Here is a 24,575-nt window from a genome sequence, read left to right on the forward strand (position 1 = left end):
CGCCTACCTTCGCATGTCCAAGTTTAAAAACCTTCCGGCCAATCCACTACAACCAGCCGCCGCTCCGTTGCGATCTACCATCTACCGTGCCGGCTGTCCAGTTCCACTCAAAACGGCATAGAGCCCCGCAAAACCTGTTCGGCCTGAGCCACAGTCAAGCCGGAAGGTTTGACGTTTTTCGTATTCAACCCCACCGCGAACGTCAGTGAGCAGGTCAGCAGACCGGCAACAGCGGTCAACGGTTTGAGCCGGCAAATTAACGGCATTGCATCCTCACTTTGACCATGCGGATGATGTTTTCCAAAATGCTCGCATAGTTGTCGGTCCCGCCGTTGCTTGACTTAGCTGTGTTAAAACCGATTGTCACAAGAGTTCTGCTCAATTCGCGCGCATCCTTTTTGCCGCGCACTCCCTCACCCCAACGATCCTCAAAAGGTTTTGCTGCCATTTCAAATGATGCGCACTTCGCTAATTTGACTTTTGCATCGCCCTTTGCTGTCATTGTTCCGATTTCGTAACGGACGGGAGCGCGCATCGAGAAAAAACTGTTGCCCTCAACCGCAAACCGCCCAATCCCATGTCGACACTCATGGGCGGCGAGGCCGAGAATATTTTCTGTCGGGAGATCGGGTTGGCCAGCTACCTCAGCTGCTTGATCTTCATATAGGGAAACGAATCTGACGGCTACATGAACGTTGCACGCATTTGATATTGTTAAGCCGGAGTTATCGTTTTATTGAAAATAGCACTTTATCACTAACACGACCCACCATTTCATCCATTTTAGGACCCGCCGCGACGTTCGCTTGCTGTTGGCACCGCTGGTTTTTGCTGGCTAAGCTTGTCGTTTTTCGACCAGGTCGGTCAGCAGCCGTTCGACCGCCTCCAGGTTGGCCGGTTTGATCAGGTGATGGTCGAAGCCGGCCTCCTTGCTGCGCGCACGGTCCTTGTCGTCGCCCCAGCCGGTCAATGCCACCAGCACCAGCGGTGCCAGGTGCGTCATGCCGCGCAGCGCGCGCGCCACCTCATAGCCATTCATGCCGGGCATGCCGATGTCGAGGAAGGCCACGTCGGGCTTGAACTGTTCGGCCAGCGCCAGTGCGCGCGCGCCGTCGTTGGCGACGCGGCTGGTGTGGCCGATGATCTCCATCAGTTCCGACAGCATGTCGGCGGCATCCAGGTTGTCGTCCACCACCAGCACGCGCAGGCCGTTGGCGACGCTGCCGGAGGAGGTGTCCGCGCCGGGCGCCTGCGCCGCCACGTCGGGCGCGAGCGGCAGGCGGATGTCGAAGCGGCTGCCTTTGATGGTCGCGTCGCGCACCAGTTCAATCGTGCCGTGATGCAGTTCGACCAGCCGGCGCGCCAGCGACAGGCCGATGCCAAGGCCGCCCTGGGCGCGGTCGAGCGAGGCGCCCACTTGCGAAAACATCTCGAACACGGCCAGCGCCGATTCGGGCGGGATGCCGATCCCGGTGTCGCGGATCGAGAGCAGCGCGTGTACGCCATCGCGCCACGCCAGGACCTCGATGCGCCCGCCGGCCGCGGTGTACTTGGCGGCGTTATTGAGTACATTGCCGATCACCTGGGCGATGCGGGTCGGGTCGGCGTCGAGCGGCAGCGACCCGGGCGCGATGTCGAGCGAGAGCGTGTGGCGGTTGGCGTCGATCAGCGGCATGCTCGTTTCGACCGCACTGGCGACCAGTTCGCGCAACTCGACCCGCACTGGCTTGAGTTCCAGGTTGCCGCGCGTGATGCGGGCGATGTCGAGCAGGTCGTTGACCAGGGTGACCATCTGCGTCACCTGGCGTTCCATCATGTCGCGCACGCGCGCCACCGTGGCCTGGTCGTGTTCGGCCATGCGCATCACCTGCAAGCCATTCCTGATGGGCGCCAGCGGGTTGCGCAGTTCGTGCGCGAGGATCGCCAGAAATTCGGTCTTGCGGCGGTCGGCTTCGCGCAGCGCTTCGGTGGCGCGCACGCGTTCGATGTGGGCCCAGGAGCGCTCCACGGCCTGTTCGACCAGCGCCACTTCGGGCGCGGTCCACTGGCGCGGGCGGTCCTGGTGGACCGCCATCATGGCTACCAGCTTGCCTTCCTTGACCAGCGGGCAGCAGATGATGGCACGGCAAGCGATGGCGTTGAACATGGCGGCGCCGCCGGCTTCATCGAGTTCGCGGTCGACGTCGCAGATGCGCAGGGTGCGGCCTTCGCGCATGTCGCTGGCGGCGCGCGCGCCGAACAGGTCGAGCGAGTACACCCCGACCGTGCTGGCGGCGCCCGGCGCGGTCCAGTCGTGGCGGATGGTGAAGCGGTCGTTGTCGCTTTCGACGTCGGCGTACGGGCAGCGCGTGGCGCCCAGATGCTCGCCGAGCATGCGCGTGGTGACCTCCATGATGGTCTTGGGATCGTCCGCGTTGCGCGTCGCCTGGCTCATGGCGTCGAGCAGGCGCAGGCGTTCTTCGACGCGCTTGCGTTCATCGATGTCGATATGAATGCCGACCCATTCGGTGATCGCACCGGCGCCGTCGAAAATCGGCACCGCGCGCGCATTCATATACCGGTGCTGGCCGTCGGCGCGGCGCAGGCGGTGTTCGATCTGGTACATGCTGCTGGTGGCCAGCGCGGCGTGCCAGGCGGCGGCGGTGTACTCGCGGTCGTCGGGATGGATCGCATCGAGCCAGCCCCAGCCGTCGAACTGTTCCGTCGATTGCCCCGTAAATGAAGTCCAGCTCGCCTGTTCCCCTTCCAGGTGCCCGGCGGCCGACGCCAGCCACAGGATGGCGCTGCTCGCCTGCACCAGCGAGCGGTAGCGTGCTTCGCTGGCGCGCAGCTCGTCGCTAGCGTGGCGGATCGCCGCCAGCTCGGTGCTGTCGGTCGTACGGTTGTGCTTAGGTGGAAAGGCGTGGGGCATGGTCTGTTTTTACAGAAAGTTAGTCGCTCGCATTTAACCACGAGCTTGCCAGAAAAGGGTTTTTCCTGTCGCCACTGCTGTAAAAAAAGGCGTGCAGACGGGGTTTGATGTGGAGCAAGACCGGGCCGGTGGGGCTCACTTACTCTGGACTGGACAATGTTTATCTTGATAAGCACCATGAAAAAGCCAACCTACCTTTCCAAGACACTGCCGGCGCTGTTGTTGCTGGCCACCCTGGCCGGCTGCGCCGGTTACCGTATCACCGGCGCCAGCTTGTCCGGCGTGGCCAGCGGCCCCGTGCCGCCGACCGAATTGATCACAGAGCAATTGATCGACGCCGAAAAAGCCTTGCGCGCCCAGCGCGGCAGCCAGAGCCTGGCGCACCTGGTGGTGCGCAATCCGCCGCCATACGTGATCGGCAGCGGCGACATTGTCTCGATCGTGGTGTGGGACCATCCGGAACTGGCGGGGCAGGGCGTTGCGGCCTCGTCCACGGCGGTGGACCCGCAGGGCCCGAACGCCCCGCCGCCGGCCGGCTTCGTGGTCGATCACGAGGGGCGGGTGCAGTTCCCGTTCGCCGGGGCGCTGACCCTGGCCGGCCTGACCGAGGAACAGGCGCGCGCGCTGCTCACCACGCGCCTGGCGCACTACATCACCAAGCCGCTGGTTACCTTGCGCGTACAGGCTTACCGCAGCAAGCGCGTGTATGTCGATGGCGAAGTGCGCTTGCCGGGCTTGCAGTCGATCAACGATATTCCCATGACCCTGGTCGAGGCGCTCAACCGCGCCGGCGGCATGCTGCCCAGCGCCGACCAGAGCCGTATCGTGCTTGAGCGCGGCGACGCGCGCTACCAGGTCGGCTTGCGCGGCCTGGTGGCGCGCGGCATCAATCCGGGCAGCATCCTGCTGGCGCCCGGCGACGTGGTGCGGGTCCATTCGCGCGACGAGAGCAAGGTGTTCGTGTCGGGCGAAGTGGTCGCGCCCAAGGCGCTCACCATGCACGACGGGCGCCTGACCCTGAACGAGGCATTGGGCGAGTCGGGCGGCATCAGCCCGCTCAGCGGCGACGCGCGCCAGGTGTATGTGGTGCGCCGCGCGCCCGAGGGCACCCGCGTGTACCAGCTCGACGCGCGCCGCGCCGGGGCGCTGGCGATGGCCGAGGCCTTCGAGCTCGAACCGCGCGACCTGATCTATGTGGCAGCCTCGCCGCTGGCCAACTGGTACCGCAGCGTGAGCATGCTGTTCCCCGGCGCGCTGACGCAGGCGGTCACGCTCAGCCGCCCCTGAACTTGCATCGAGGACATTCATATGAACTATGCCGACGACCTGCTTCCATTGCCCGCCCCCAAGCCCTTGCCCGTGCCCAGCCTGCCGCCGCCGGCGCCGCCGCCCGGTCACGAAGCCGAGCCGCACGAGATCGACCTGCAAGGCTACGTCAACATCCTGTACGACAGCCGCTGGCTGATCGGCACGGTCACCGCCGTGGTGACCATGCTGGCGATCATGTATGCGCTCATCGCCAGCCCGGTGTACGAAGCGAACCTGATGATCCACGTCGAGGAAGAAAGTCCGAACGCGTCGAAAAACATCCTCAGTGAAGTGTCGTCCCTGTTCGAAACCAAGAAGGCGGCCATTGCCGAAATGGAACTGCTGCGCTCGCGCATGGTCATTTCGCACGCGGTCGACAACCTGCAATTGTTTGTCGATGTGCGGCCCAAGTATTTCCCGGTGGTCGGTTTCTGGTTTGCCAACCGCAAGTCGAACGAGTTGACCGAACCTGGCATTTTCGGGCGCGGCGGCTATGTGTGGGGGCCGGAAAAGGCGGACGTGTCGGTGTTCGAGGTGCCCGAGGCCTGGTACAAGCGCACCTTCACGCTGACCGCGGCCGGTAACGGACGCTATCACCTGTCCGGCGGCGGCTTGCCGTCCGCCTTCGAAGGCGTGGTCGGCACCACCTTGCGCGCCACGGTGGCCGGGGCCGCCTTCGAGCTGCGGGTCGACCGCCTGCGCGCGCTGCCGGGAGCGCAGTTCCGCCTGACGCGCAGCTCGCGCCTGGCCGCGATCGAACGCATCCAGACGGCGCTGGTGATCACCGAGCAGGGCAAGCAATCGGGCATCATCGAAGTGCGCCTGCAGGGGCCGGACGCGCAGCGCATCAACAGCTTGCTGGGCGAAATCGGCCGCGAGTACATGCGCCAGAACCTGGCGCGCAAGACCGAGGAAGCGGAAAAATCGCTGGCTTTCCTGAATTTGCAGTTGCCTGCGCTCAAACGCCAGCTGGAAGAGTCCGAGGAAAAGTACAACGGTTTCCGCAACAGCAAGGGCAGCATCGATATGCGCGAAGAAGCGCGTATCAGCCTGCAACAGGCAGCCGCGGCGCAGACGCGGCGCCTGGAACTGGAGCAGAAGAAGACCGCGTTACTGCAGCGCTTCACGGAAAACCATCCGATCGTGCAGGGGATCAAGCAGCAGCGCCGCGAAGTCGAGGCCGAGATTGCCGGCGTGGCCAAGCGGATCCGCACCTTGCCGGTGCTTGAGCAGGACGAATCGCGCCTGTTGCGTGAAATCAAGGTGAATACCGATCTATACACGGCGCTATCGAATACCGCTCAGCAATTGCGCCTGATTTCGGTGGGTCGGGTCAGCAATGTGCGCCTGATCGACGCACCGATGGCGCCCGAACGCGCGCTCAAGCCCAACCGGCCCCTGATCGTGGCGCTGGCGCTGGTCACCGGCCTGTTCCTGGGCGTGCTGCTGGCGTTTGCGCGCAAGGCCTTCCTGGGCGGGATCGACACTCCGCAGCGCATCGAAACCATCCTCGGCGCGCGCGTCGTGTATGCCAGCATTCCTCACAGCACCCATCAAGAGCGTCTGGAACGCAGGGCGCGGGACGGCACCGTGCTGCCGATCCTGGCCCAGGTGGCGCCGGAAGACATCGCCATCGAAAGCTTGCGCAGTTTCCGCGCGGCATTGATGTATACGATGCCGTCGTTGAAGAACAACATCGTGATACTGGCGGGGCCGGGCAGGGCGATGGGCAAGTCGTTTCTGTCGGTCAATTTTGCAGCCGTGCTGGCGGCCAGCGGCAAGCGCGTCTTGCTGATCGATGCGGACTTGCGCAATGGTCACCTGCACCGGTATTTCGGGATCAGCCGCGAGCGTGGATTGACCCAGGCGATTGGCGGCGCGCAGACGATCGACGAGGTGATTCATCGGGGCGTGCTGGACAATCTCGATGTCATCCCGACCGGCGCGCTGCCGCCGAATCGCTCGGAGTTCTTGCAGCATCCAAATTTTTCCAATTTGCTCGAGGTGGTCGGCAGCCGCTACGACATCGTGCTGATCGATCCGCCGCCGATCCTGGCCGTATCGGACGCGCTGATGATCGGCGCGCATGCCGGGGCGGTATTCATCCTGGCGCGGGCCGGGGTGACGACCGCGGTCGAAATCACCGAGTCGATCAAGCGCCTGAACCACGCCGGCATCACGCCGCAGGGTGTGTTGTTCAATGATATGGCCTTGCGCGTGGGCAGCTACGCGTATCAGTTCAAGTACACCCAGGTACCGCAACTGGAACAGTGAGCGGCGCGCGCAGGGTCGGGCGCACCCAAGGGTTTCATCTTCCAATTCATTTCATTCTAGAAACGCGGCAGGCCGGCACCGGCCCGCCGCGTTTTTGTCATTCGATGTTTCCCTAAAGAAAATGATTTTGATCATTTGATTACACAGGTAAATTTACTTCAGTAAACACTGAACCAAAACATTTGACGCAGATCAAACCTTGTTCATTTACTTGATTGAGCGAGGAACTTTTGATGAACAAGCTATCCAGTTTTGCGTCGGATGTCCGCTTTAACGCGCGCATCTGCGGCGGCGTCGCCGTGTTGCTGTCCGCTTGCGGCGGTAGTACCAGCAGCAATGGCGGCAATACGACGCCGGCGCCGCAGTTCGCAGCCCTCACGTCCGCCGTCACGTATAACGACGCGCTCGCGCCGCTCGACTTGTATGTGTCGCCCACGGGCGCCGATACCAATGCGGGCACGCAGGCGGCGCCCTTCAAGACCATCGCCCGCGCGGCCCAGGCCGCAACGCCGGGCGCCACTATTCGCGTGCTGCCGGGCACGTACGCCGGCGGATTTCGCACCAATGCCAGCGGCACCGCCGAAGCGCCCATCCGCTATGTGTCGGACGTGCCGTGGGGCGCCAAAATCGTGCCGCCCGCCGATTCCACCAGCACCGCGGCCTGGGATAATCGCGGCAGCTACGTGGAGATCGCAGGCTTCGAGGTCGATGGCAGCGCTACCCAGGCCGGCACCAAATGGCTGACCGGCCTGTACACCGGCGGCTCTTACAGCACGGTGTACAACAACCACGTGCATCACATTGCGCGCACGGTCCCCTGCGCTGCCAGCGGCGGCGGCATCGGTTCGGACAGTTACTACAAGGGCAGCGCCAACGATGTCAGCGCCAACGTCGTGCATGACGTCGGGCCGGCCGGCTGCGCCAACTACCTCGGCATCTATATCAATACGGCCGGCAGCCGGGTCGATAACAACCTGGTGTACGCGGTCAGCGACGCCGGCATCCGCCTGTGGCACGACGCGACCAACGTCGTGGTGGTCAACAACACGGTGTTCAACGCCGCCACCGGGATCGTGGTCAGCGGCGACGGCGGCTACAACGGCAGCGTGCCGAACGACCATACGCGAGTCAGCAACAACATTCTTTACGATAACGCCCGCTATGGCGTGCAGGAGGTCGGGTCCACGGGCCTCAACAATCGCTACAGCAACAATCTGGTTTTCGGCAACGGCACGCCCTTCATGCTGAACAACGGCCTGCAGCCGGTCGGCACGGTGGCGGCCGAACCGCAGTTCGTCAACTACGTGCGCACAGGGGGCGGCGACTACCGTCCGGCGAGTACCTCGCCGGCCAAGGCGGCGGCGCTGCCGGCGGATGCGCCTTCGACCGACCTCGACGGCAAGCCGCGCACGGCCGAGACGGGCTTCGACATCGGCGCCTACCAGCATGCGAGTACAACGCCAACGCCGACGCCGACGCCGACGCCAACGCCAACGCCAACGCCCACGCCGACACCGGAGCCGACCATCCCGCCGACGACCTACAACTTTTTCGTGGCATCGAATGGCTCCGACACGGCTGCCGGCACCAGTACGGCGCCGTTCAAGACGATTGCGCGGGCCTCGCGCGCGGCCTTGCCGAGCACGACGATCCACGTAGCGGACGGCACGTATCCGGGCGGCTTCAAGACAACGGTCAGCGGCACCGCAGCCGGCCGCATCTATTATGTCTCCAGCACAAAATGGGGGGCGAAAATCGTACCGCCCGCCAGCTCATCAAACGACACCGCATGGGACAACCGTGGAAACTATACCGACATCATCGGCTTCCACATCGACGGCACCAGCGCGCAGAGCGGTACCAAATGGACGCACGGCATCTACAACGGCGGCTCCTATGACATGATTCGCGGTAATTGGGTGCATCATATCGCCACCAACGTCTCCTGCACCAGCGCGGGCGGTTCGGCCATCGGCGTGGACAGTTACTATCACGGCATCAAGTCCGATGTCGTCGGCAATCTCGTTCATGATATTGGACCGGCGGGCTGCCGATTCGTTCAGGGTATTTACGTCAGCACCTCGGGCACGGTGAAAAACAACGTGGTGTACCGCGTGGCGGAAGGGGGAATCCACCTCTGGCACGATGCCAACAACGTGATCATCACCAACAATACGGTGACGACATCGCACACCGGCATCATTGTCGGCGGCGGCGACTACTATCACACCACCGGCCCGAACAACGACACCATCGTTGCCAATAACATTGTGTACGACAACGCAATGGGGATTTCGGAGCAGGGCCAGACCGGTACCCGTAACCGCTACACCAACAACCTGGTGTTCCAGAACCCGACCTACAATTTCAGCCTGAAGAACGGCTTGACGCACAGCGGGACCGTGAGCGCCGATCCGCAATTCGTTTCCTACACGCGCAGCGGCACCCCGGACCTGCACCTGCGCCCGACCTCCCCGGCGATCGGAACGGGAACGCCAACCAATGCCCCACCGGTCGATGTCGACAACAAGCCGCGCAATGCGACAACCGGCTATGACATGGGCGCCTACCAGCATTGAGTGCTCGTGGGCAGAGTCAAGGAAAGCCCGTGCCATGCTTGTTAGGATGGCGGCATGGGCTTACTTGACGAACATTCCATCGAACAAGAACGCATCCGCTCCGTCTACCGCGCCTGGCTGGCGGAAGAGCGGATCGCCGCGTACGCATGGCACCGGCCGGAAATCATGGCGCAGGATGCGGCGCGCGCGCGGGTTGCCGGCGAGCTGCTGGCGCAGACGTTTGGCCCCGAGCTCGGCAAGCTGCGCGTGGTCGACGTGGGCTGCGGCTCGGGCGGCTTCCTGCGCCAGCTGGTCGACTGGGGCGCCGATCCCTGCCGGCTGGCGGGCACCGAATACCAGGAACAGCGGCTGGTGCTGGCGCGCATGCGCAGTGCGCCGGGCATCCGCTGGCACGTGGGCGACCTCGATTTTGCCGCACCGGAGAGTGTCGACCTGGCGGTGGCCAACACCGTGTTTTCATCGATCCTGGGAGCGGATGCGCGGGCGGCGCTGGCGCGCGACATGTGGCGCAGCGTGGCGCCGGGCGGTTGGTGCATGTTGTTCGACTTCCGCTATAACAACCCGCGCAACCCGAATGTGCGCCGCGTCACGCGTGACGAGCTGCGCCGGATGTGGCCGGCGTCGGAGAGCCGCTACCGCACCTTGCTTCTGGCGCCGCCCATTGCGCGGCGGCTCGCTGGCGCGCCGCGCATCCTGTCCGAGTTGCTGACGACCTTCGCGCCGCCGCTGCGCTCGCATTTCATCTATATGGCGCGCAAGCCTGGCTGAGCAGGGGGCGCATCCGCGCACCACCGTCGCAGTTGCCGCCATCGCGTCACCCGTCGCACCCGCCGCCATCGCATCACCCGTCGCACCCTTGCCAAGGCGGCTCTCGGCGGGTGCGGCGGTGGCGCGTCCGCCCTTGCTCACCGCTTGGCAGGCAGCGGACGCGGCGCACTATCGGCCTTGCCCATCAACCATGCCTTCATGTGGCGCCGCACCGCGTAAGTGCGCGCTTCGAACAGCAGATAGAAGCCGTACGCGCCCGCAATCACCACGATCAGCATGCCCAGGTAGATTCCCAAGTCGCCCACGCTGTCGGCGGAAAACCGCCGGCGCCCGAACAAGGTCATGCCGACGTAGCCCATGATGCCGAGCAGCGGAATATGCACGACGTACAAAGTGAACGAAAAATTCGAAAAGAACACCGCCACGCGCCGCAATGGCCCGACAAACCGCTGGTCCGCCGGCAAGGGATTCACCGTACTCGACAAAAACAGCAAGAACAGCACGCTCAACAACAGGTCTTGCGGAAACGAGGCAACCACCATGTCATCATTGCTACCCTTTAAGCGGAACACCACCGACGCCATCCCCAGCACGACCAGCAGCAGCGCGCGCAAGGACGTGCCGCATTCCACGCGCACCCGTGAGAACGCCGCGCCGAGCAGCCAGATTGTGAAGTACAGCACCATGTCGAAGGGCAGCAGCATGCCGATCAGCAGCAACACGAGCGTCGCCAGCACCCGCCGCGTGCCGGACCCCGCCGCCAGGCACATGACCAGCAAGGGAAACATGATGTAGTACCACGTTTCGTTGGACAGGCTCCAGAGCGGGAAGTTCCCGCCAAATACCGGCACGACGATGGTTTGTAGTCCGAACAGGTTGCCGGCCAGCGCCGTGAACGCGTAATCGTTAGCGCGCGAAAAATCGGGTGTGTGCGGATCGATCACGCCGCTGACAATGCCGCTCGCCAGGATCAAGACAAAGGTCGGAAGCAGCACCGTCCACAGGCGCGTGATCCGGTCGATCGCATACGCCTTGATCGCCTGCGGCTGGCCCAGCTTGTTGAGCAGGCTGCCGCCGACCAGCCAGCCGCTGATCAGGAAAAACACCACAACGGCCTGGTGCGCGAAGCCGGTCAGGAACGACAGCGCCTGGTACCACAAGGCGGGATCGTCGACGGTGCGCAGGCCGGGAAAAAATCCCGCGCGCACGTGGGCGGCGGCCACTTCGATCGCCGCCAGGCCGCGCAGCAAGGAGATGAGCAGGGAGTGCAAGGAGTCTTCCCCCAGCTGGCTTTCTCTCAGAAAGCGAATGCTGGGCATCGGATGCGGTTTCATGATGCTTTTTCCCATGAGTGATATGCGTTATTGGTTTGTCGATCTACAAGGGGTAGACCTGGATGTTGCCGGTAAGCAGACGCGCGGCGCGGATCATCCAGTAGCCCAGGTGTACCCACTTCATCAGCCATGCCGCCGCCAGCAGCGTTCCCGTGGCCGGCAGCAGGCCCGTCAACGACAGGCGGCTCACGCCGGCGGCCCCGAGCCGGATGCTGCCGAGGCTGATCGCCGCGCCCAGCAGGCAGCCGGCCAGCGCTTCGGCCACGCTGTGCTGATGGTCCGCCACCAGCAGCGCCCCGGTCAGCGCCCCGACGCCAAGGCCGAGGCGCAACGCGCGCCCGCGCCAGCCATCGGCGCGGCCCAGCGCGAGCATCCAGAACAGCATCGGAAAAACCGCGCTGGCGCCGGCGGCGTGGCCACTCAGCGCCTTGTAATCGAGCAAGAGTACACCGCCGCCCCAGCCGAGAAAGACGATCTTGCTGACCGCCACCAGGCCCAGCCCGGCCCCCAGCAGCAAACCCCACCAGAGCGCCAGGCGCCAGGCGCGCGCGGCCAGCATCCACGCCAGCAGGGCGGCGCCGAGCGGCAGCGTGACGCGCGGGTCGCCCAGGTGCAGGAGGAAGGTCAGCTCGCTCATGGCCGGCTCCTCAGCGCGCCAGCGCCGCAAGCGTGCTGAAAATGATGCGCAGGTCGGTCCAGAAGCTGCGCTCGCGCACATAGCGCACGTTGTAGGCCAGCTTGGTGGGCAAGATGGTGTCCAGGTAGGCCCGCTCGGGGTCGGCGCTGCGTCCGAGGATGGCGTTCTCGTCCTTGTAGCAGATCGAGGCCCAGTCCGTGATGCCGGGCGCGACCGACAGCACGATGGCGCGCACCTCGGGTGGATAGCAGGCAACGTAGCGCGGCACTTCCGGGCGCGGCCCGACCAGGCTCATGCTGCCCAGGACCACGTTGAGCAGTTGCGGCAATTCATCGAGCTTGTAATGCCGCAAGAACGTGCCGACCCGCGTGATGCGCGCGTCCGCACCGACGGTGAGCTGGGCGCCGTCGCCCTGGCCCACGCGCATGGTGCGGAACTTGATGATGTCGAACGGCGCGCCGTGACGTCCGACGCGCTGTTGACGGAACCAAGCCGGCCCTGGCGAGTCCAATCGAATGCAGACGGCGATGATGGCCAGCAGCGGGGCCAGCACCAGCAGCCCGGCCAGCGCCGCCACGAGGTCGAACAGGCGCTTGCTCATGTCAGCAACTCGCGCAGGGTATCGATGACGCGCTGCTGGTCGGCGTCGCACATGCGGGTGTACAGGGGCAAGGACAGCATGCGGGCAAAGCTGGCTTCGGCCACCGGGAACTGTTCCGCACTGAGGCGGCAACTGTCGCGCCAGAACGGGTGGCGGTGCAGGGGAATGAAGTGGACGCTGGTGCCGATGCCGCGCTCGGACAGGCGCGCGATCAGTTCGTCGCGGCCCAGCCTGGCGCCGGCCTGCAGCCGTACCACATACAGGTGCCAGGCATGGCTGCTGCCGGGCTCGGGGACGGCCGGCAGGCGCAGCGGCAAGCCTTGCAGGCCGTTGGCGTAGGCCTGGGCCAGTTGTTCGCGGCGCAGCAGGAAGCGGTCGATCTTGCGCAACTGCTCGATGCCCATGGCGGAGGCGAGGTCGGTCAGGTTGTACTTGAAGCCGGCTGCGACCACGTCGTAGAACCAGGCCGGGGTGCGCGAGGTGTAGCGCTCGAAGGCGTCCTGGCTGATGCCATGGATGCGCATCAGGCGCACGCGCCGCGCCACGGCGGCGTCGCGCGTAACGACCATGCCGCCTTCGCCGGTGGTCATGGTCTTGTTGGCGTAGAAGCTGAACACGGTGGCGTCGCTTGCCAGCGTGCCGACCAGGCGGCCCTTGTACAAGGTCGGGAAGGCGTGCGCGGCGTCTTCGACCACCTTCAGGCGGTAGGCGGCGGCCAGGGCCAGCACGCCGTCCATGTCGCAGGCCAGGCCGGCATAGTGGACGGGAATGATGGCGCGGGTGCGCGGTCCGATGGCCGCTTCGACGGCTGCCAGGGAAAGATTGAGGGTGTCCGGGTCGGCGTCGACCAGGACCGGGTGCGCGCCGAGGTAACGCACCACCTCGGCGGTGGCGGTGAAGGTCAGGGTCGGCACGATGACTTCGTCGCCCGGGCCGATGCCGAGCGCTTCGAGCGCCAGGTGCAGGCCGGCGGTGGCCGAGTTGACCGAGATGGCGTCCACGTTGCCGCCCAGGTAGGCGGCGAAGGCGTGTTCGAACTGGCGCGTGCGCGGGCCGGTGGTGACCCAGCCCGAGCGCAGGCAGTCGACCACGGCGGCGATTTCCTCATCGCCGATGTCGGGCAGGGCGAAGGGCAGGAAGGGAGGTGAATCGGGCGCGGCCGCATCCGCTGTGGGTGTCAGGTCTTCAGGCATGATCGAGGCTCCATCAGTTTGGTGGCCCGGTGCGGCTGCGCCGCACGCGGAGGTGTTGTTCGGCCGGCATCGCCGCGCCGCGTGCCAGTGCCTACTGCGCTGGCGCTCGCGGCGCCAAGGCATGGCCGCTGCCGGGAATGAACGGCGCGCATCATGCGCACGCCTGCAAGAAACGACGGGCCAGCACCGGATAACTCAGCTTGGCCACGGCGTAGGCGCGTCCGCGTTCGCCGGCGGCGTCGCGCTCCTGCTGGTCGAGCGTGAACAGGGCCAGCAGCCCGTGCGCCACCGCGACCGGGTCTTGCGGCGCCACGGTCAGGCCGCAGCCGGCCTCGGCGACCGGGTCGTTGCCGGCCTCGACCGAATGCAAAATGGGGCGGCCGGCCATCATGTAGTCGATCAGTTTGTTGGGGGCGATGCCGTAGCGGTACAGGCGCTGGCGCTGCCAGCCGATGTAGGCCACGTCGAAATGCGCCAGCAGGGCCGGCACCTGTTGCTTGGGCACCGGGTCGAGAAAATGCACGTTGCGCAGGCCGCGCTGCATGGCCAGCCGGACCAGTCGCGCCTTGTCGGGCCCGCCGCCGGCCAGCACGAAGGCGATGCGCTGGTCGGCCACGAGGCGCGCGGCGTCGAGCAGGGTGTCGAGCGCGTTGGCCAGGCCGTGGGTGCCGGCGTAGCCGACGATAAACTTGCCATCGCCGCGCAGCGCGGCCAGGCGCGCGCCGGCGATGCCGTCCAGCGCGGGCGGCGCGGCCAGCCATTCGGCCGGATCGGCGCCGTTGGGCACGATGTGCAGCTTATGCGGCGCCATGCCGTGCGCTTCGAGGTGGTCGCGCACCTTGGGCAGGATCGAGACGATGGCGCAGGCGTTGCGGCAGGCATAGTCTTCGGCCGCCTGCAGCAGCATGATGAATGGATGCCGGCGCGAATAGCCGCCCAGTTCGATCGGCGAGAGCGGCCACAGGTCGTGCAGTTCGAACAGCAGGCGTGCGCCGGCGCAGCGGGCGATGCGGTGCGCCGGCCAGATGTCGAGCGGATAGGTGCTCGAGGCGATGACGACGTCGGGTGCGAACTCGGCGGCGAGGCGGCGCGCGTGCAGGTGCAGGCGCGTCACGAAGGCGAGCATATTGGCCACGCGCGCGCCGCCGTTGCCGCGGTAGGCCGGCGTGGCGACCCAGCGGTAGCCGACCCCGTCGATGGTTTCGTCGAGCTGGTCGCAGCCGTGCAGTTGCGGCGCCTGGGCCCGGATGTGCGACTGCGACGAGGCGATGATGCGCACCGTGTGGCCGAGGCGCACCCATTCGCGCGCCAGGTAGAAGGGGCGGTATTCCATGCCATGCTTGAGCGAGCCGGCGTAGTGATTGATGAGGAGAATGTTCATGGTCCAGGCTCCCGCGGGTGTGATGCGCTTACCATGTCAGCCCCTCGACCAGGCGGCGCAGGTTGCAGCGCGTGTTTTCGCGCCAGTTGGTTTCCCACTGCACCGGATGGGTCAGCAGGCAGATGGTGCGGTAGCGCCCCAGCGCCGCGTGCGGGCTGACCGGGTGGTACAGCAGCGGCGGCGGGCGGTCGCTGATATACAGCTCGAACTGGTCGAGCAGGGCGCTGTCATACGTTTCACAGGCGATGCCGCAACGGGCGCGCAGGGTGCTGTCGGCCAGCAATTCGTTGTTGATCAGCTTGAGCTTGCGGTTGGCAAAGTCGCCGTGGCTGGCCACCGTGCTGATCTTGCTGCCGAGGCCAGCTTCGATGCGGCGCAGGTTGGCCGCGAATTCTTCGCCGATGGCCGGGAAGTGGCGCCGCACTTCCCCCGCATCATGAAGGTGGTGGCGCTTGGCGAAACTGGCGATTTCCTCGAAGTGGTAGCTCGCTTCGCTGCCGTAGTCTTCGATGTCGCGCATCAGACCGAAGTCGAGCGTGGAAAGGCGGAAGTAAAAGCTCGAGCGCACCCCGCGCCGCACCTCGCGCGCGAACATTTTGGCGGTGGTGCGCAGGTCGCTGTCGATGTCGTGCCGGTGTACGATGGTGGGCGCATGTCTGCCCGGCGGGGGCGGGCGCAGGAATTCGCGTACCGATACCTGCGCGTAGCCGCGTTCGGTGGCGTCGCGCAGCAGGGCCTCGTATTCGGGCAGGCGCGAGGGCATCAGGTAATCGCTGTAGAGGCGTCGGAACAGATCATTCATCGGAGGTGGTACAGCGCGCGATAGGGGGTGAAGCCGAGGATGGTCTTGAACTGGCGCAGCCCTGGCAAGGCGCCGAAGTAGGTGTCGTACATCAGGTAGTGCGCCAGGCCCTGGTCGATCAGGCCGGCCGTGATGTCGCCGACGAGCAAGTGCATGATGCCGTCGTTGTTGCGGTAGCCGATCAAGCGCTCGAAGGCGTGGAAGTTGCCGTAATGGCCGACGTTGGCGTAGGCGACCAGCCGGTCGTCCGGGCTCAGCACGCCGTAGTAGCGGAAGTTGACCAGCTTGTCGAAGCATGCCTGCTTTTCCAGGTAGGTCTGGTCCATGGAGCGGCCCTGGCGCGCCTCGACCGAGGTATTGATGTCGAAGATGGCGTCCACATAGTCGTTGCGCTCGATTTCGGCGAGCCGGTAGCCGCGCGTGCGCGCACGCTTGATGTGCTGCGCCCCCCAGTTGCGGCCCTTGATGCTGTCGAAGTAGTCGTTGCGCTTGTTAAACCGTTGCAGGTCGATCAGGGCGGCGCCCCAGCTTTTGTGCTGGATGATTTTGTAGCGCGGGTGGCGCTTGGTGTAATAGCGGTAGGTCGAACGCACATTGACGGGCGCAATGGCTTCGTCGAAAAACAAATGGGCAACGGGCAGCCGTAGCAATTGCCTGACGGTGGCAAGCTGGTCCGACAGAGTGGAAAGTAGGGTAGTCATTGCGGTTCATCGCGGCGTTAACCGCCTTTTCTTGTTGGTCGGGAGTTGGCTTTCCAGACTGGTTAATCGAATGAAGGTGGCGTGCATGGGTGCTTGCACGCTCCGGGCCGACAAGGGCCCGGGCTTTTCTTACTGTAGCCAGACGGCGCGCTGGCGTGTTTGAAGTGGCGTAAATCGAACCGGCCTAAGCGCGCTTGTTTGTGATCGCTCAGCGCATCGGCGTTTATTCATTTCAGCGAAGATACGCATGCACGGATCTATGTGCCGGCGCGCCGCCTATCGCCGATTGACGCCTGCAATTGGCGATACAGTGCGAGCAGTTTTTCCGCCTCGGTCGGCCAGTTATAGTTCTCGAGCACGGCGCGCCGTCCATTGCGCCCCATGCGTTGGGCAATCTGCGGATAGCGCACGAAATAGTCGATGGCGGCGGCAATGGCGGCCGGATCGCGCGGATCGACGCACACGCCGCATTGATGGTCTTGAATAATCCCGCGCCACAGGGCAATATCGGAGGCGATGACGGGAATGCCGGCCGCCATGTATTCGAACATCTTGACCGGCAGGGCGTCGAGATAATTCGGTTCGGGATGCAAGGTCACCAGGCCGGCCAGGGCTTGCGCCATGACGGCGCGCACGCCGTCGCGGTCGAGGTAGCCGGGACGGTTCAGGCGTTGCCAGCCGGGCAGCGCGCTCAGGGCGTTTTCCAGCTTCACCTCCGGGAAGCGTCCCGCCACGGTGATGCGCGCCGGCGACTGCAGCAACTGCGCCGCCGCCACCAGCTCGCCGATGCCGCGCATGGCCGACAGGCTGCCGACGTAACACACTTCCTGCCGCTTCTCGCTCCAGGGCGCCTCGGCATCGAATTCGCCCGGCACCGGATAGTTGTTGACATCGATGGTGGTTGGATTGATCCGCAGGAATTTGTTACGGATAAAGGGCGTCGCGGCAACGATGGCATCGAACTGGCGGCAGGCGTGGCGCTCGTAGGCGGCGCTGGCGCGTGACAGCACACGGCGCAGGCCGGGTGTCAGATAGGGTTTGCCCAGCAATTGCAGCGGCAAGTCTTCGTGGGCGTCGAAAATGACGGTTTTGCCGAGGCGCTTGAGGGCCAGCCCGGCGGGCATCAATTCCGGATCGTGCAGATGGTAAATGTCGGCGTCGACCTGGCGCGCGCGCAGCAACACGCGCCGGGTGCTGCCCAGCATGCGCCCCAGCCGGCCCGGGATGTGGCCGACATCGGTGATGTGGACGCCGCTGTCGCGCTCGTCCCCCAAGCCGTCGGCCACGACCAGCGTGACCTCATATCCTTGCCGTACCAGCGCCGCGCATTGCTTGATGAAGATGCGGGTGTCGCGGCGCGGGTGGGCCGATGTCAGATGTGCGATGGTGAGCATGTGTCATTCCGTACCGGTAGGAAGAAAACGCCGCCATGGTGGCGCCGATGAGCATGTCGGTGAAATAGTGCGAGGTAGTCAGCAGCAGCATGGTGATGCAGCACAGCGAAAACGCCAGGATGAAGGCAGCCGAGCGATAGCGCGAGAAGTAGCCTTTGAAAAACAGGGGAATCGCCGGCACGATCAGGATGCCGAGCACGAACAGGAATCCGAAGATGCCGGTATCGACCCAGGCCGAGAGCACATTGTGCGAATACAGGCCGGGAGAATAGCTGGCGTAATCGCCAAAAACGGGAAACTGCGCGATCGAATTGAGCGCATAGGTGCTCAGGTGATGGCGCACGTTGGCCGAGCGTGAGTGGGACAGGTCGAGCAACTCGAGAATCCGGTTGGAAGGCAGCATCGATAACAGTTGCTCCAGATTGGAGTAGGTCATCATGACCAGGAACAGGAAGCCGGCCGCCATCAGCACTTTCTGGCGGGTGTAATACAGCTCGATGATGGGAATCATGAACAGCATGGCGGCAAATTCGCTGCGCGCGGTATTGAGGAACAGGGTGGCCGCGGCCAGGCAATAGAGCAGCACGCGCAGCGACAGCGCGCGGGTACAGGCAATGGCGAGCGCGAAGGTGAACAGGTAGGAGCGCGAAAACCCCTGGTACGAGGCCAGGCTTTCGGGATTTTTGGCATTGCCCAGTGGCGCCAGGTAAAACGCGCCATCGATCGCATACGCGAACACGATGGCCGACATGGCAAACAGGCTGCCCAGCAGCATCAGGCGAAAGCGCCGCTCGTCCGGGGCGATCATGCGGAACATAAAGAACACATTCAGCATGAAAATGATCCCGAACAGGTGATTCGTGACAATGGCCATCTTGGCGCCAGCGATGGCGTTGACGCCGACGATCAGCGCGAAATAGGCCAGGTACAGGAAAAACGCCAGGTCGCTCTTGCCCAGGTAATCGCGGTCTTGCCGGACTTTGCTGGTGTAGTAGAAAAACAGCAGTGGCAGGAGTAGCAGCGATACCGGTGCGAAATAGCCGCCCAGCACGGCCGGGATTTTTCCCAGTCCCAGCGCCGTGTGATAAAAGAAGAACCCGGGAAACAAGGCAAAAAAGCCGAGCATCCCGATCCAATGTTCGCGTCCCGTGGACGGTGCGATCGGATTCATGCGGCCACCATGCGGTTTTGCGCGCACTGGTACGACATGTGCAGGTAGACCAGGTAGAGCAGGGAATAGCCGATCGCATACCACAGCACGCTTTGGCGCAGGGTGCCGGGCGCAAGGAATACCGACAAGGTCATCGCGAACAGCGCCACCTGCCACACCAGGTCGGTCTTTTGCCTGCCGGCGACAAAGAACACGTAGCTGAGCGGGCTGGCGATGAAATTGAGGAAATACAGGGGCGCCAGGATTTGCGCCAGCTCGCCGGCGGCGCGCCAGTTCTCGCCGAAGGCAAAGGCGAACAGTGGCGGCGAAAACAGCAGCAACACCAGCGAGGGGCCGATGCCGAGCAGGGCCAGCGCCTTGAAGGTGTAGCGATAGGCGTCGCGGCAATTGCCCTGGGTCTGGAAATCATGCACCGACTGGCGCTTGAACACTTCCAGCACCGACGCGGCCAGCAGGGCGATCGGTGCGCCCAGTACGCGCTGGGTCAGTGCGAACAGGCCGGCCGCCAGGGCGCCGTGGCGCGCGCCGATCATCAGGAGCGGCAACTGGCCGACGATGACGTTGAGCAGGTTCGAGGGTAGCGAGAAACGCCAGAATTTGTCGTGCCGGCGCAGGTAGGCACGCTGGGCGCTGTCCGGCAGCCAGCCGGGCCATGCCTGCGGTGGCGCCAGCAGCAGCACGGCGGCCAGCAAGCCGACCGCCAGCCCCACCAGCTGGCCGGCGACCAGGGCGACCCCGCCGATCCCCAGCGCCAGCAGTCCCACTTGCGCGGCGGCGATGCTGGCGGCGCTCCACACCCGTGCGCGCGCCGCCTTGCCGAAGGCGTTGTGCGAGGTGGCGTAGGCCAGCGTCGTTTGCATGTAGGCGGTCATCCAGGTGGCCAGGCCGAGCGTCAGCAGCGCCGGCCACGACAGTTGCGCGGCGACCGGCGCCCCGCCCAGGCGCGCCAGCGCCGCGCCCGCGGTCAGCAGCACAGCGATGATGCTGGCGCTGTAGGCCACCACCGAAAAACAGGTGCGCTGCGCGGCGCGCTCGTGGTCGAGGATCATCGCCGCTTCCAGCCGCAAGGTGGCGCCGATGGCGGCCACCGCCACCACGCCCAGCCAGACGCTGAACGCGCCCACGTCGGCCGGCGTGCACAGGCGCGTGATGAGCGGCGCGGCCAGCAGCGGCAAGGCCTGCGCCCCGAGCGCGCCGCCGAGCACGGTGATCACATTGCGCCAGTAGGCCGGTAGCTGTGCAGTCATCACGCCGTTCCCCTCAATCCTGGCGGCACGATGCCGTTGCGGCGTCCACCGCGCCCAGCAGCGCCGCGCACACCAGGGCGATGCTGGCGTCGTCCAGATACGGACCCATCGGCAGACTGAGCACCTTGGCGGCCATGGCCGTCGCCACCGGCATACTGTGCGGGTCGCTCCAGCGCGCGTAGGCCGGCTGCAGGTGCATCGGCACCGGATAATGCACGGCGGTCGGAATGGCGGCCGCCTGCAAGGCGGCGCGCACCTGCTCGCGCCGCTCCACCACCACCGTGTATTGCGCGAACACACTGCTGCGGTCGCGCGGACGCGCCACCAGGCCGATTTTGCCCGACAGCAGGGCGTCGTAGCTGGCGGCGGCGCGCGCGCGCTCCTTCAGTTCCCAGTCGAAATAGTCGAGCTTGGCCAGCACGATGGCGCACTGCAAGGTGTCCATGCGGCCGCCGACGCCGATGCGCGTGTGTACGTAGCGGTGCGACTGGCCGTGTACGCGGATTTCGCGCATGGCCGTGGCCAGCCGATCGTCGCTGGTGAAGATGGCGCCGCCGTCGCCATAGCAGCCGAGCGGCTTGCTGGGGAAGAAACTGGTGCAGCCGATGGCCGACAGGTTGCAGCTGTGCTTGCCGCCATAGGTGGCGCCGAAGCTCTGGGCGGCGTCTTCGATCACGCTCAGTTTGTGGCGCCAGGCGATCGCGTTGATGGCTTCCATGTCGGCCGGCTGGCCGTACAGCGACACTGGCATGATCGCCCTGGTGCGCCCGGTAATCTCTTCTTCGATCAGGGCCGGGTTGATATTGCAGGTGGCCGGGTCGATATCGACAAACACGGGCGTCGCCCCCAGCAGCACGATGGCTTCGGCCGTGGCGATGAAGGAAAACGGCGTGGTGATGACTTCGTCGCCCGCTTCGATCCCGAGCGCCATCAGGGAAATGATCAGCGCTTCGGTGCCGGACGAGACCGTGATGCAGTGGCGTGCCCCGCTGAACGCGGCCAGGCGCGTTTCCAGCTCCTCCACTTCCGGTCCCATGATGTACTGGCCGTGATCGAGCACGGCCTGGATGCGGGCGTTGATGTTGTCGCGGCCCACCCGGTATTGCGTTTTGAGGTCGATGAATTCCATGATTCGGGCTCCGATCGCTGACAGTTCAAAGAGGGGTGTCCAGCAGGCGGCAGACACCGCCGCGCACCTGGTAGCGTTCGCCCGTATGGGGGCAGGTGGCGTCGCCGTCCGCGCCCCGGGGCAGCGCCAGGCGCTCGCCGTGGCGGCCGATCCAGCCGCTCTGGCGCGCCGGCACGCCCGCCATCAGCGCAAAGTCGGGCACGTCGCGCGTGACGACGGCCCCGGCCGCGATGAAGGCATAGCGGCCGATGGTCACGCCGCACACGATGGTGGCGTTGGCGCCGATGCTCGCGCCGCGCCGCACCAGGGTGGGCCGGTAGGCATCCTTGCGCACGATGGCCGCGCGCGGGTTCCAGACGTTGGTAAACACCATGCTCGGGCCGCAAAACACCTCGTCCTCGATGGTCACGGCGTCGTACACGGACACATTGTTCTGGATCTTGCAGCGATCGCCAATCCGCACGTCGTTGCCGATAAATACGTTTTGCCCCAGCGAACAGCCGGCGCCGATGCGCGCGCCGCCGCACACGTGGGCGAAATGCCAGACGCGCGTACCCGCGCCCAGGATGGCGCCGGGGTCGACAATGGCGCTCGCTTCGATCATGGCCTGGTCCATAGTCAATACTCCAAAGGCAAGGCCACGCGCTTGCCGTCGCGTGCGGATTTATAGGCCGCGATGAGCACCTCGAGCGACTTGAGTCCCTCGCGACCGTCGGTTTCCGGCTCGGCCTCGCCGCGCAGCACCTTGATCACGTTGTCGTAATACAGCGGATGGCCGAAACCGTAGACCGAGGTGGTCTGGTAGCTGGCGTCGCCGACCCGTGCGTCGTCCTCGTCCGGCTCGGCAAATTCCCATTGCTGCACTTCATTGACGGCCACCCCGCCGATGCGCACCGTGCCGCGCTCGCCGAGGATGGTGATCGAGCCTTCCAGGTTGCGCGGATAGGTCAGCATGGTCACGTTCATCGACCCCAGCGCGCCGTTGCGCCAGCGCAGGCTGATCACGCCGGTGTCTTCCACCTCGATATCGCGCGCCAGGGTGGCGGTGTAGGCTTGCAGGCTTTCGACCGGGCCGACGATCCAGTCGATCAGGTCGACGTAGTGGCTGGCCTGGTTCATGAAGGCGCCCCCGTCGTACTCCCAGGTGCCGCGCCATTTGGCGCTGTTGTAATAGTCGTCCGGGCGGGTCCAGAACACGTTCAGGTTGACCATGTAAATACGCCCGAAGCGTTTTTTGTCGACCGCACTTTTGAGCAACTGCAAGGTGGCATTGCGCCGGTTTTGCTTGACCACGAACATGCGCACGCCGGCCGTGTCGCACGCGGCCACCATGCGCTTGCCGTCTTCCCAGCGCGTGGCCATGGGCTTTTCGGTGATCACATGGCGCCCGCCGCCGGCGATCCGGACCGCCTGCTCCGGATGCAGCCCGGACGGCGTGCAGATGATGAAGGCGTCGGCGTCGCACTTGGCCAGCATCTGGGCCAGGGTGCGGTAGGGACGGGCGCCGGTGCGGGCGGCGGCGGCGGCCAGCGCCGCCGGATCGATATCGCACACGCCGGCCAGCTCGCAGCGCTCCGCGTGCTGGGCGATGGCGTTGAAATGGTTGTTGGCAATGCGCCCGCAGCCGACCAGCGCGAAGCGGATGCGGCGGTCGGTGACGGGGGGCGGAAAGGTACGCATGAGGTTCTCCAATCGCTGTGATTCAGGTACGGCCAGTCAGGTACGGCCGGTCAGGTACGGCCGGTCAGGTACGGCCAGTCAGGTACGGCCGGTCAGGTACGGCCGGTCTAGGCCTTGACCACGTTCGGCAGCCGGTCCGGCCAGACGCCCCTGGTATCGATGATCAGGGCGGCATGTTGCTGGATCAGGTCGTAGTCGAATGCGCTGTGGCTGGTGGCCAGCAGCAGCACGTCGTAGGACGCGATGGTCGCCGCCGTCAACGCCACGCTGGCCAGCGCGAAATGGTGTTCCCGCATCGGTGGAAACACCGGCACGTGCGGGTCCGAATAGTCGACCAGGGCGCCCTTGGCGCGCAGGATTTCCATCAGTTCGACCGAGGGCGATTCGCGCATGTCCTCGACGTTTTTCTTGTAGGCGATGCCGAGCACCAGCACGCGGCTGCCCTTGATCGAGCGCGAACGCTCGTTGAGCGCGTCGGCCAGCTTGCCGATGACCCAGTGCGGCATGTCGCTGTTGATCTCGCCGGCCAGCTCGATAAAGCGCGTGTGCAGGCCGTACTGGCGCGCTTTCCAGGTCAGATAGAACGGGTCGATCGGAATGCAGTGCCCGCCCAGCCCCGGCCCCGGATAGTAGGGCGTGAAGCCGAATGGCTTGGTGGCGGCGGCGCGGATCACTTCGTGGATATCGATATCCATCTTGTCGGCAATGATTTTCATTTCGTTCACCAGGCCGATATTCACGGCGCGGTGGATGTTTTCGAGCAGCTTGGTCAGCTCGGCGGCACGGGTGGAACTGACCGGCACCACCTGGTCGATGGCCGGGCTGTACAGGGCGATGCCGGCGCGCAGGCAGGCCGCGGTATCGCCGCCGCACACCTTGGGAATGGTGCGCGTTTCAAAGTCCGGGTTGCCGGGGTCTTCGCGCTCCGGCGAAAACACCAAAAAGATGTCTTCGCCGACGGTCAGCCCGCGCGACGCCAGGCGCGGGCGCAGTTCCTCGTCGGTGGTGCCGGGATAGGTGGTGCTTTCGAGCGACACCACCTGGCCGGCGCGCAGGTAGGGCAGCAGGGCGTCGGCGGTGGCCAGCACGAACGACAAGTCCGGCTCGCGGTAGGCATTGAGCGGGGTCGGCACGCAGATGATCAGGGCGTCGGCCTCGGCTGCGCGGGCGAAATCGCCGCTCGCTTCGAACCCGGCCGCCAGCGCGGCCCCGATGGCGCTGGCGGAAATATGCTCGATATAGCTGGCCCCGGCATTTAAACGCCTGACCTTGGCCGGATCGATATCGATGCCGAGCACGCGGAAACCGGCTTCCGCATAACGCAGGCTGAGCGGCAAACCGACGTAACCGAGGCCGATAATACCGATTACCGCTGTTCGTTGATCGAATCTGGCGATCAGTTGCGACAAATGGCCGCTTGAATGTTGCTCGCTCATGGATAATATCTCCGTACATAAATCCGGAT

20 protein-coding genes are annotated in these 24,575 nt (G+C 65.0%); 4 read left to right on the top strand and 16 right to left on the bottom strand.

Going from position 1 to position 24,575, the window contains the following annotated elements; genetic code table 11:
- Positions 1–256 precede the first annotated feature (256 nt).
- Positions 257–502 carry a hypothetical protein gene (locus F1735_RS20065; RefSeq protein WP_167238591.1) on the bottom strand — a complete coding sequence of 82 codons (246 nt, stop codon included), beginning with the start codon at positions 500–502 and terminating at the stop codon, positions 257–259.
- Between the two features lie 333 nt (positions 503–835).
- The gene (locus tag F1735_RS20070) at positions 836–2,911 is read right to left on the bottom strand and encodes a PAS domain-containing hybrid sensor histidine kinase/response regulator (RefSeq protein WP_167238592.1); all 2,076 of its coding nucleotides are present in this window, start codon (positions 2,909–2,911) and stop codon (positions 836–838) included.
- A gap of 177 nt (positions 2,912–3,088) precedes the next feature.
- Between F1735_RS20070 and F1735_RS20075 the strand changes: the two genes are divergently transcribed.
- From F1735_RS20075 to F1735_RS20090, 4 genes are all read left to right on the top strand, one after another.
- On the top strand, positions 3,089–4,198 hold the full coding sequence (locus F1735_RS20075; protein ID WP_167238593.1) for a polysaccharide biosynthesis/export family protein: 1,110 nt from the start codon (positions 3,089–3,091) through the stop codon (positions 4,196–4,198).
- A 21-nt stretch (positions 4,199–4,219) separates the two neighbouring features.
- Positions 4,220–6,493, top strand: coding sequence for a polysaccharide biosynthesis tyrosine autokinase (locus tag F1735_RS20080; RefSeq protein ID WP_167238594.1), 2,274 nt, complete (start codon positions 4,220–4,222; stop codon positions 6,491–6,493).
- A 233-nt stretch (positions 6,494–6,726) separates the two neighbouring features.
- Positions 6,727–9,072: a DUF1565 domain-containing protein gene (locus F1735_RS20085; protein WP_167238595.1), complete on the top strand. Its 2,346-nt coding sequence runs from the start codon at positions 6,727–6,729 to the stop codon at positions 9,070–9,072.
- 54 nt (positions 9,073–9,126) lie between these two features.
- Positions 9,127–9,840, top strand: coding sequence for a class I SAM-dependent methyltransferase (locus F1735_RS20090; RefSeq protein ID WP_167238596.1), 714 nt, complete (start codon positions 9,127–9,129; stop codon positions 9,838–9,840).
- 137 nt (positions 9,841–9,977) lie between these two features.
- Here F1735_RS20090 and F1735_RS20095 read toward each other — a convergent pair whose 3' ends face one another.
- The 14 genes from F1735_RS20095 to F1735_RS20160 form a co-directional block, all read right to left on the bottom strand.
- Positions 9,978–11,174, bottom strand: a complete 1,197-nt coding sequence (locus F1735_RS20095; protein WP_167238597.1) for an acyltransferase family protein — start codon at positions 11,172–11,174, stop codon at positions 9,978–9,980.
- 43 nt (positions 11,175–11,217) lie between these two features.
- Positions 11,218–11,811 (bottom strand): membrane-associated phospholipid phosphatase, encoded by a 594-nt coding sequence (locus F1735_RS20100; RefSeq protein WP_167238598.1) that lies wholly within the window; start codon positions 11,809–11,811, stop codon positions 11,218–11,220.
- A gap of 10 nt (positions 11,812–11,821) precedes the next feature.
- Complete coding sequence (locus F1735_RS20105; protein ID WP_167238599.1) at positions 11,822–12,412, bottom strand: sugar transferase; 591 nt, start codon at positions 12,410–12,412, stop codon at positions 11,822–11,824.
- The gene (locus F1735_RS20110; RefSeq protein ID WP_167238600.1) at positions 12,409–13,605 is read right to left on the bottom strand and encodes a DegT/DnrJ/EryC1/StrS family aminotransferase; all 1,197 of its coding nucleotides are present in this window, start codon (positions 13,603–13,605) and stop codon (positions 12,409–12,411) included. The genes F1735_RS20105 and F1735_RS20110 overlap by 4 nt, the downstream gene beginning before the upstream one ends.
- 151 nt (positions 13,606–13,756) lie before the next feature.
- Complete coding sequence (locus tag F1735_RS20115; RefSeq protein ID WP_167238601.1) at positions 13,757–14,986, bottom strand: glycosyltransferase family 4 protein; 1,230 nt, start codon at positions 14,984–14,986, stop codon at positions 13,757–13,759.
- A 28-nt stretch (positions 14,987–15,014) separates the two neighbouring features.
- A complete protein-coding gene (locus F1735_RS20120; protein WP_229505871.1) occupies positions 15,015–15,788 on the bottom strand; it encodes a hypothetical protein in 774 nt (257 codons plus the stop codon).
- Positions 15,785–16,489 carry a hypothetical protein gene (locus F1735_RS20125; protein ID WP_167238602.1) on the bottom strand — a complete coding sequence of 235 codons (705 nt, stop codon included), beginning with the start codon at positions 16,487–16,489 and terminating at the stop codon, positions 15,785–15,787. The genes F1735_RS20120 and F1735_RS20125 overlap by 4 nt, the downstream gene beginning before the upstream one ends.
- Before the next feature lie 257 nt (positions 16,490–16,746).
- A complete protein-coding gene (locus F1735_RS20130) occupies positions 16,747–17,883 on the bottom strand; it encodes a glycosyltransferase family 4 protein (protein WP_167238603.1) in 1,137 nt (378 codons plus the stop codon).
- Positions 17,789–19,054, bottom strand: coding sequence for a hypothetical protein (locus tag F1735_RS20135; protein ID WP_167238604.1), 1,266 nt, complete (start codon positions 19,052–19,054; stop codon positions 17,789–17,791). The genes F1735_RS20130 and F1735_RS20135 overlap by 95 nt, the downstream gene beginning before the upstream one ends.
- A complete protein-coding gene (locus F1735_RS20140; protein WP_167238605.1) occupies positions 19,051–20,301 on the bottom strand; it encodes a lipopolysaccharide biosynthesis protein in 1,251 nt (416 codons plus the stop codon). Before F1735_RS20140 ends, F1735_RS20135 begins: the two co-directional genes overlap by 4 nt.
- Positions 20,302–20,314: 13 nt before the next feature.
- Positions 20,315–21,430: a DegT/DnrJ/EryC1/StrS family aminotransferase gene (locus F1735_RS20145; RefSeq protein WP_167238606.1), complete on the bottom strand. Its 1,116-nt coding sequence runs from the start codon at positions 21,428–21,430 to the stop codon at positions 20,315–20,317.
- Between the two features lie 25 nt (positions 21,431–21,455).
- Positions 21,456–22,046, bottom strand: coding sequence for an acyltransferase (locus F1735_RS20150; RefSeq protein ID WP_167238607.1), 591 nt, complete (start codon positions 22,044–22,046; stop codon positions 21,456–21,458).
- Between the two features lie 2 nt (positions 22,047–22,048).
- On the bottom strand, positions 22,049–23,110 hold the full coding sequence (locus F1735_RS20155; RefSeq protein WP_167238608.1) for a Gfo/Idh/MocA family protein: 1,062 nt from the start codon (positions 23,108–23,110) through the stop codon (positions 22,049–22,051).
- A 107-nt stretch (positions 23,111–23,217) separates the two neighbouring features.
- Positions 23,218–24,546, bottom strand: coding sequence for a nucleotide sugar dehydrogenase (locus F1735_RS20160; protein ID WP_167238609.1), 1,329 nt, complete (start codon positions 24,544–24,546; stop codon positions 23,218–23,220).
- Positions 24,547–24,575 lie beyond the last annotated feature (29 nt).

Origin of the sequence: Massilia genomosp. 1, assembly GCF_011682185.1 — a bacterium.
Classification (GTDB): domain Bacteria; phylum Pseudomonadota; class Gammaproteobacteria; order Burkholderiales; family Burkholderiaceae_D; genus Telluria_A; species Telluria_A rubra.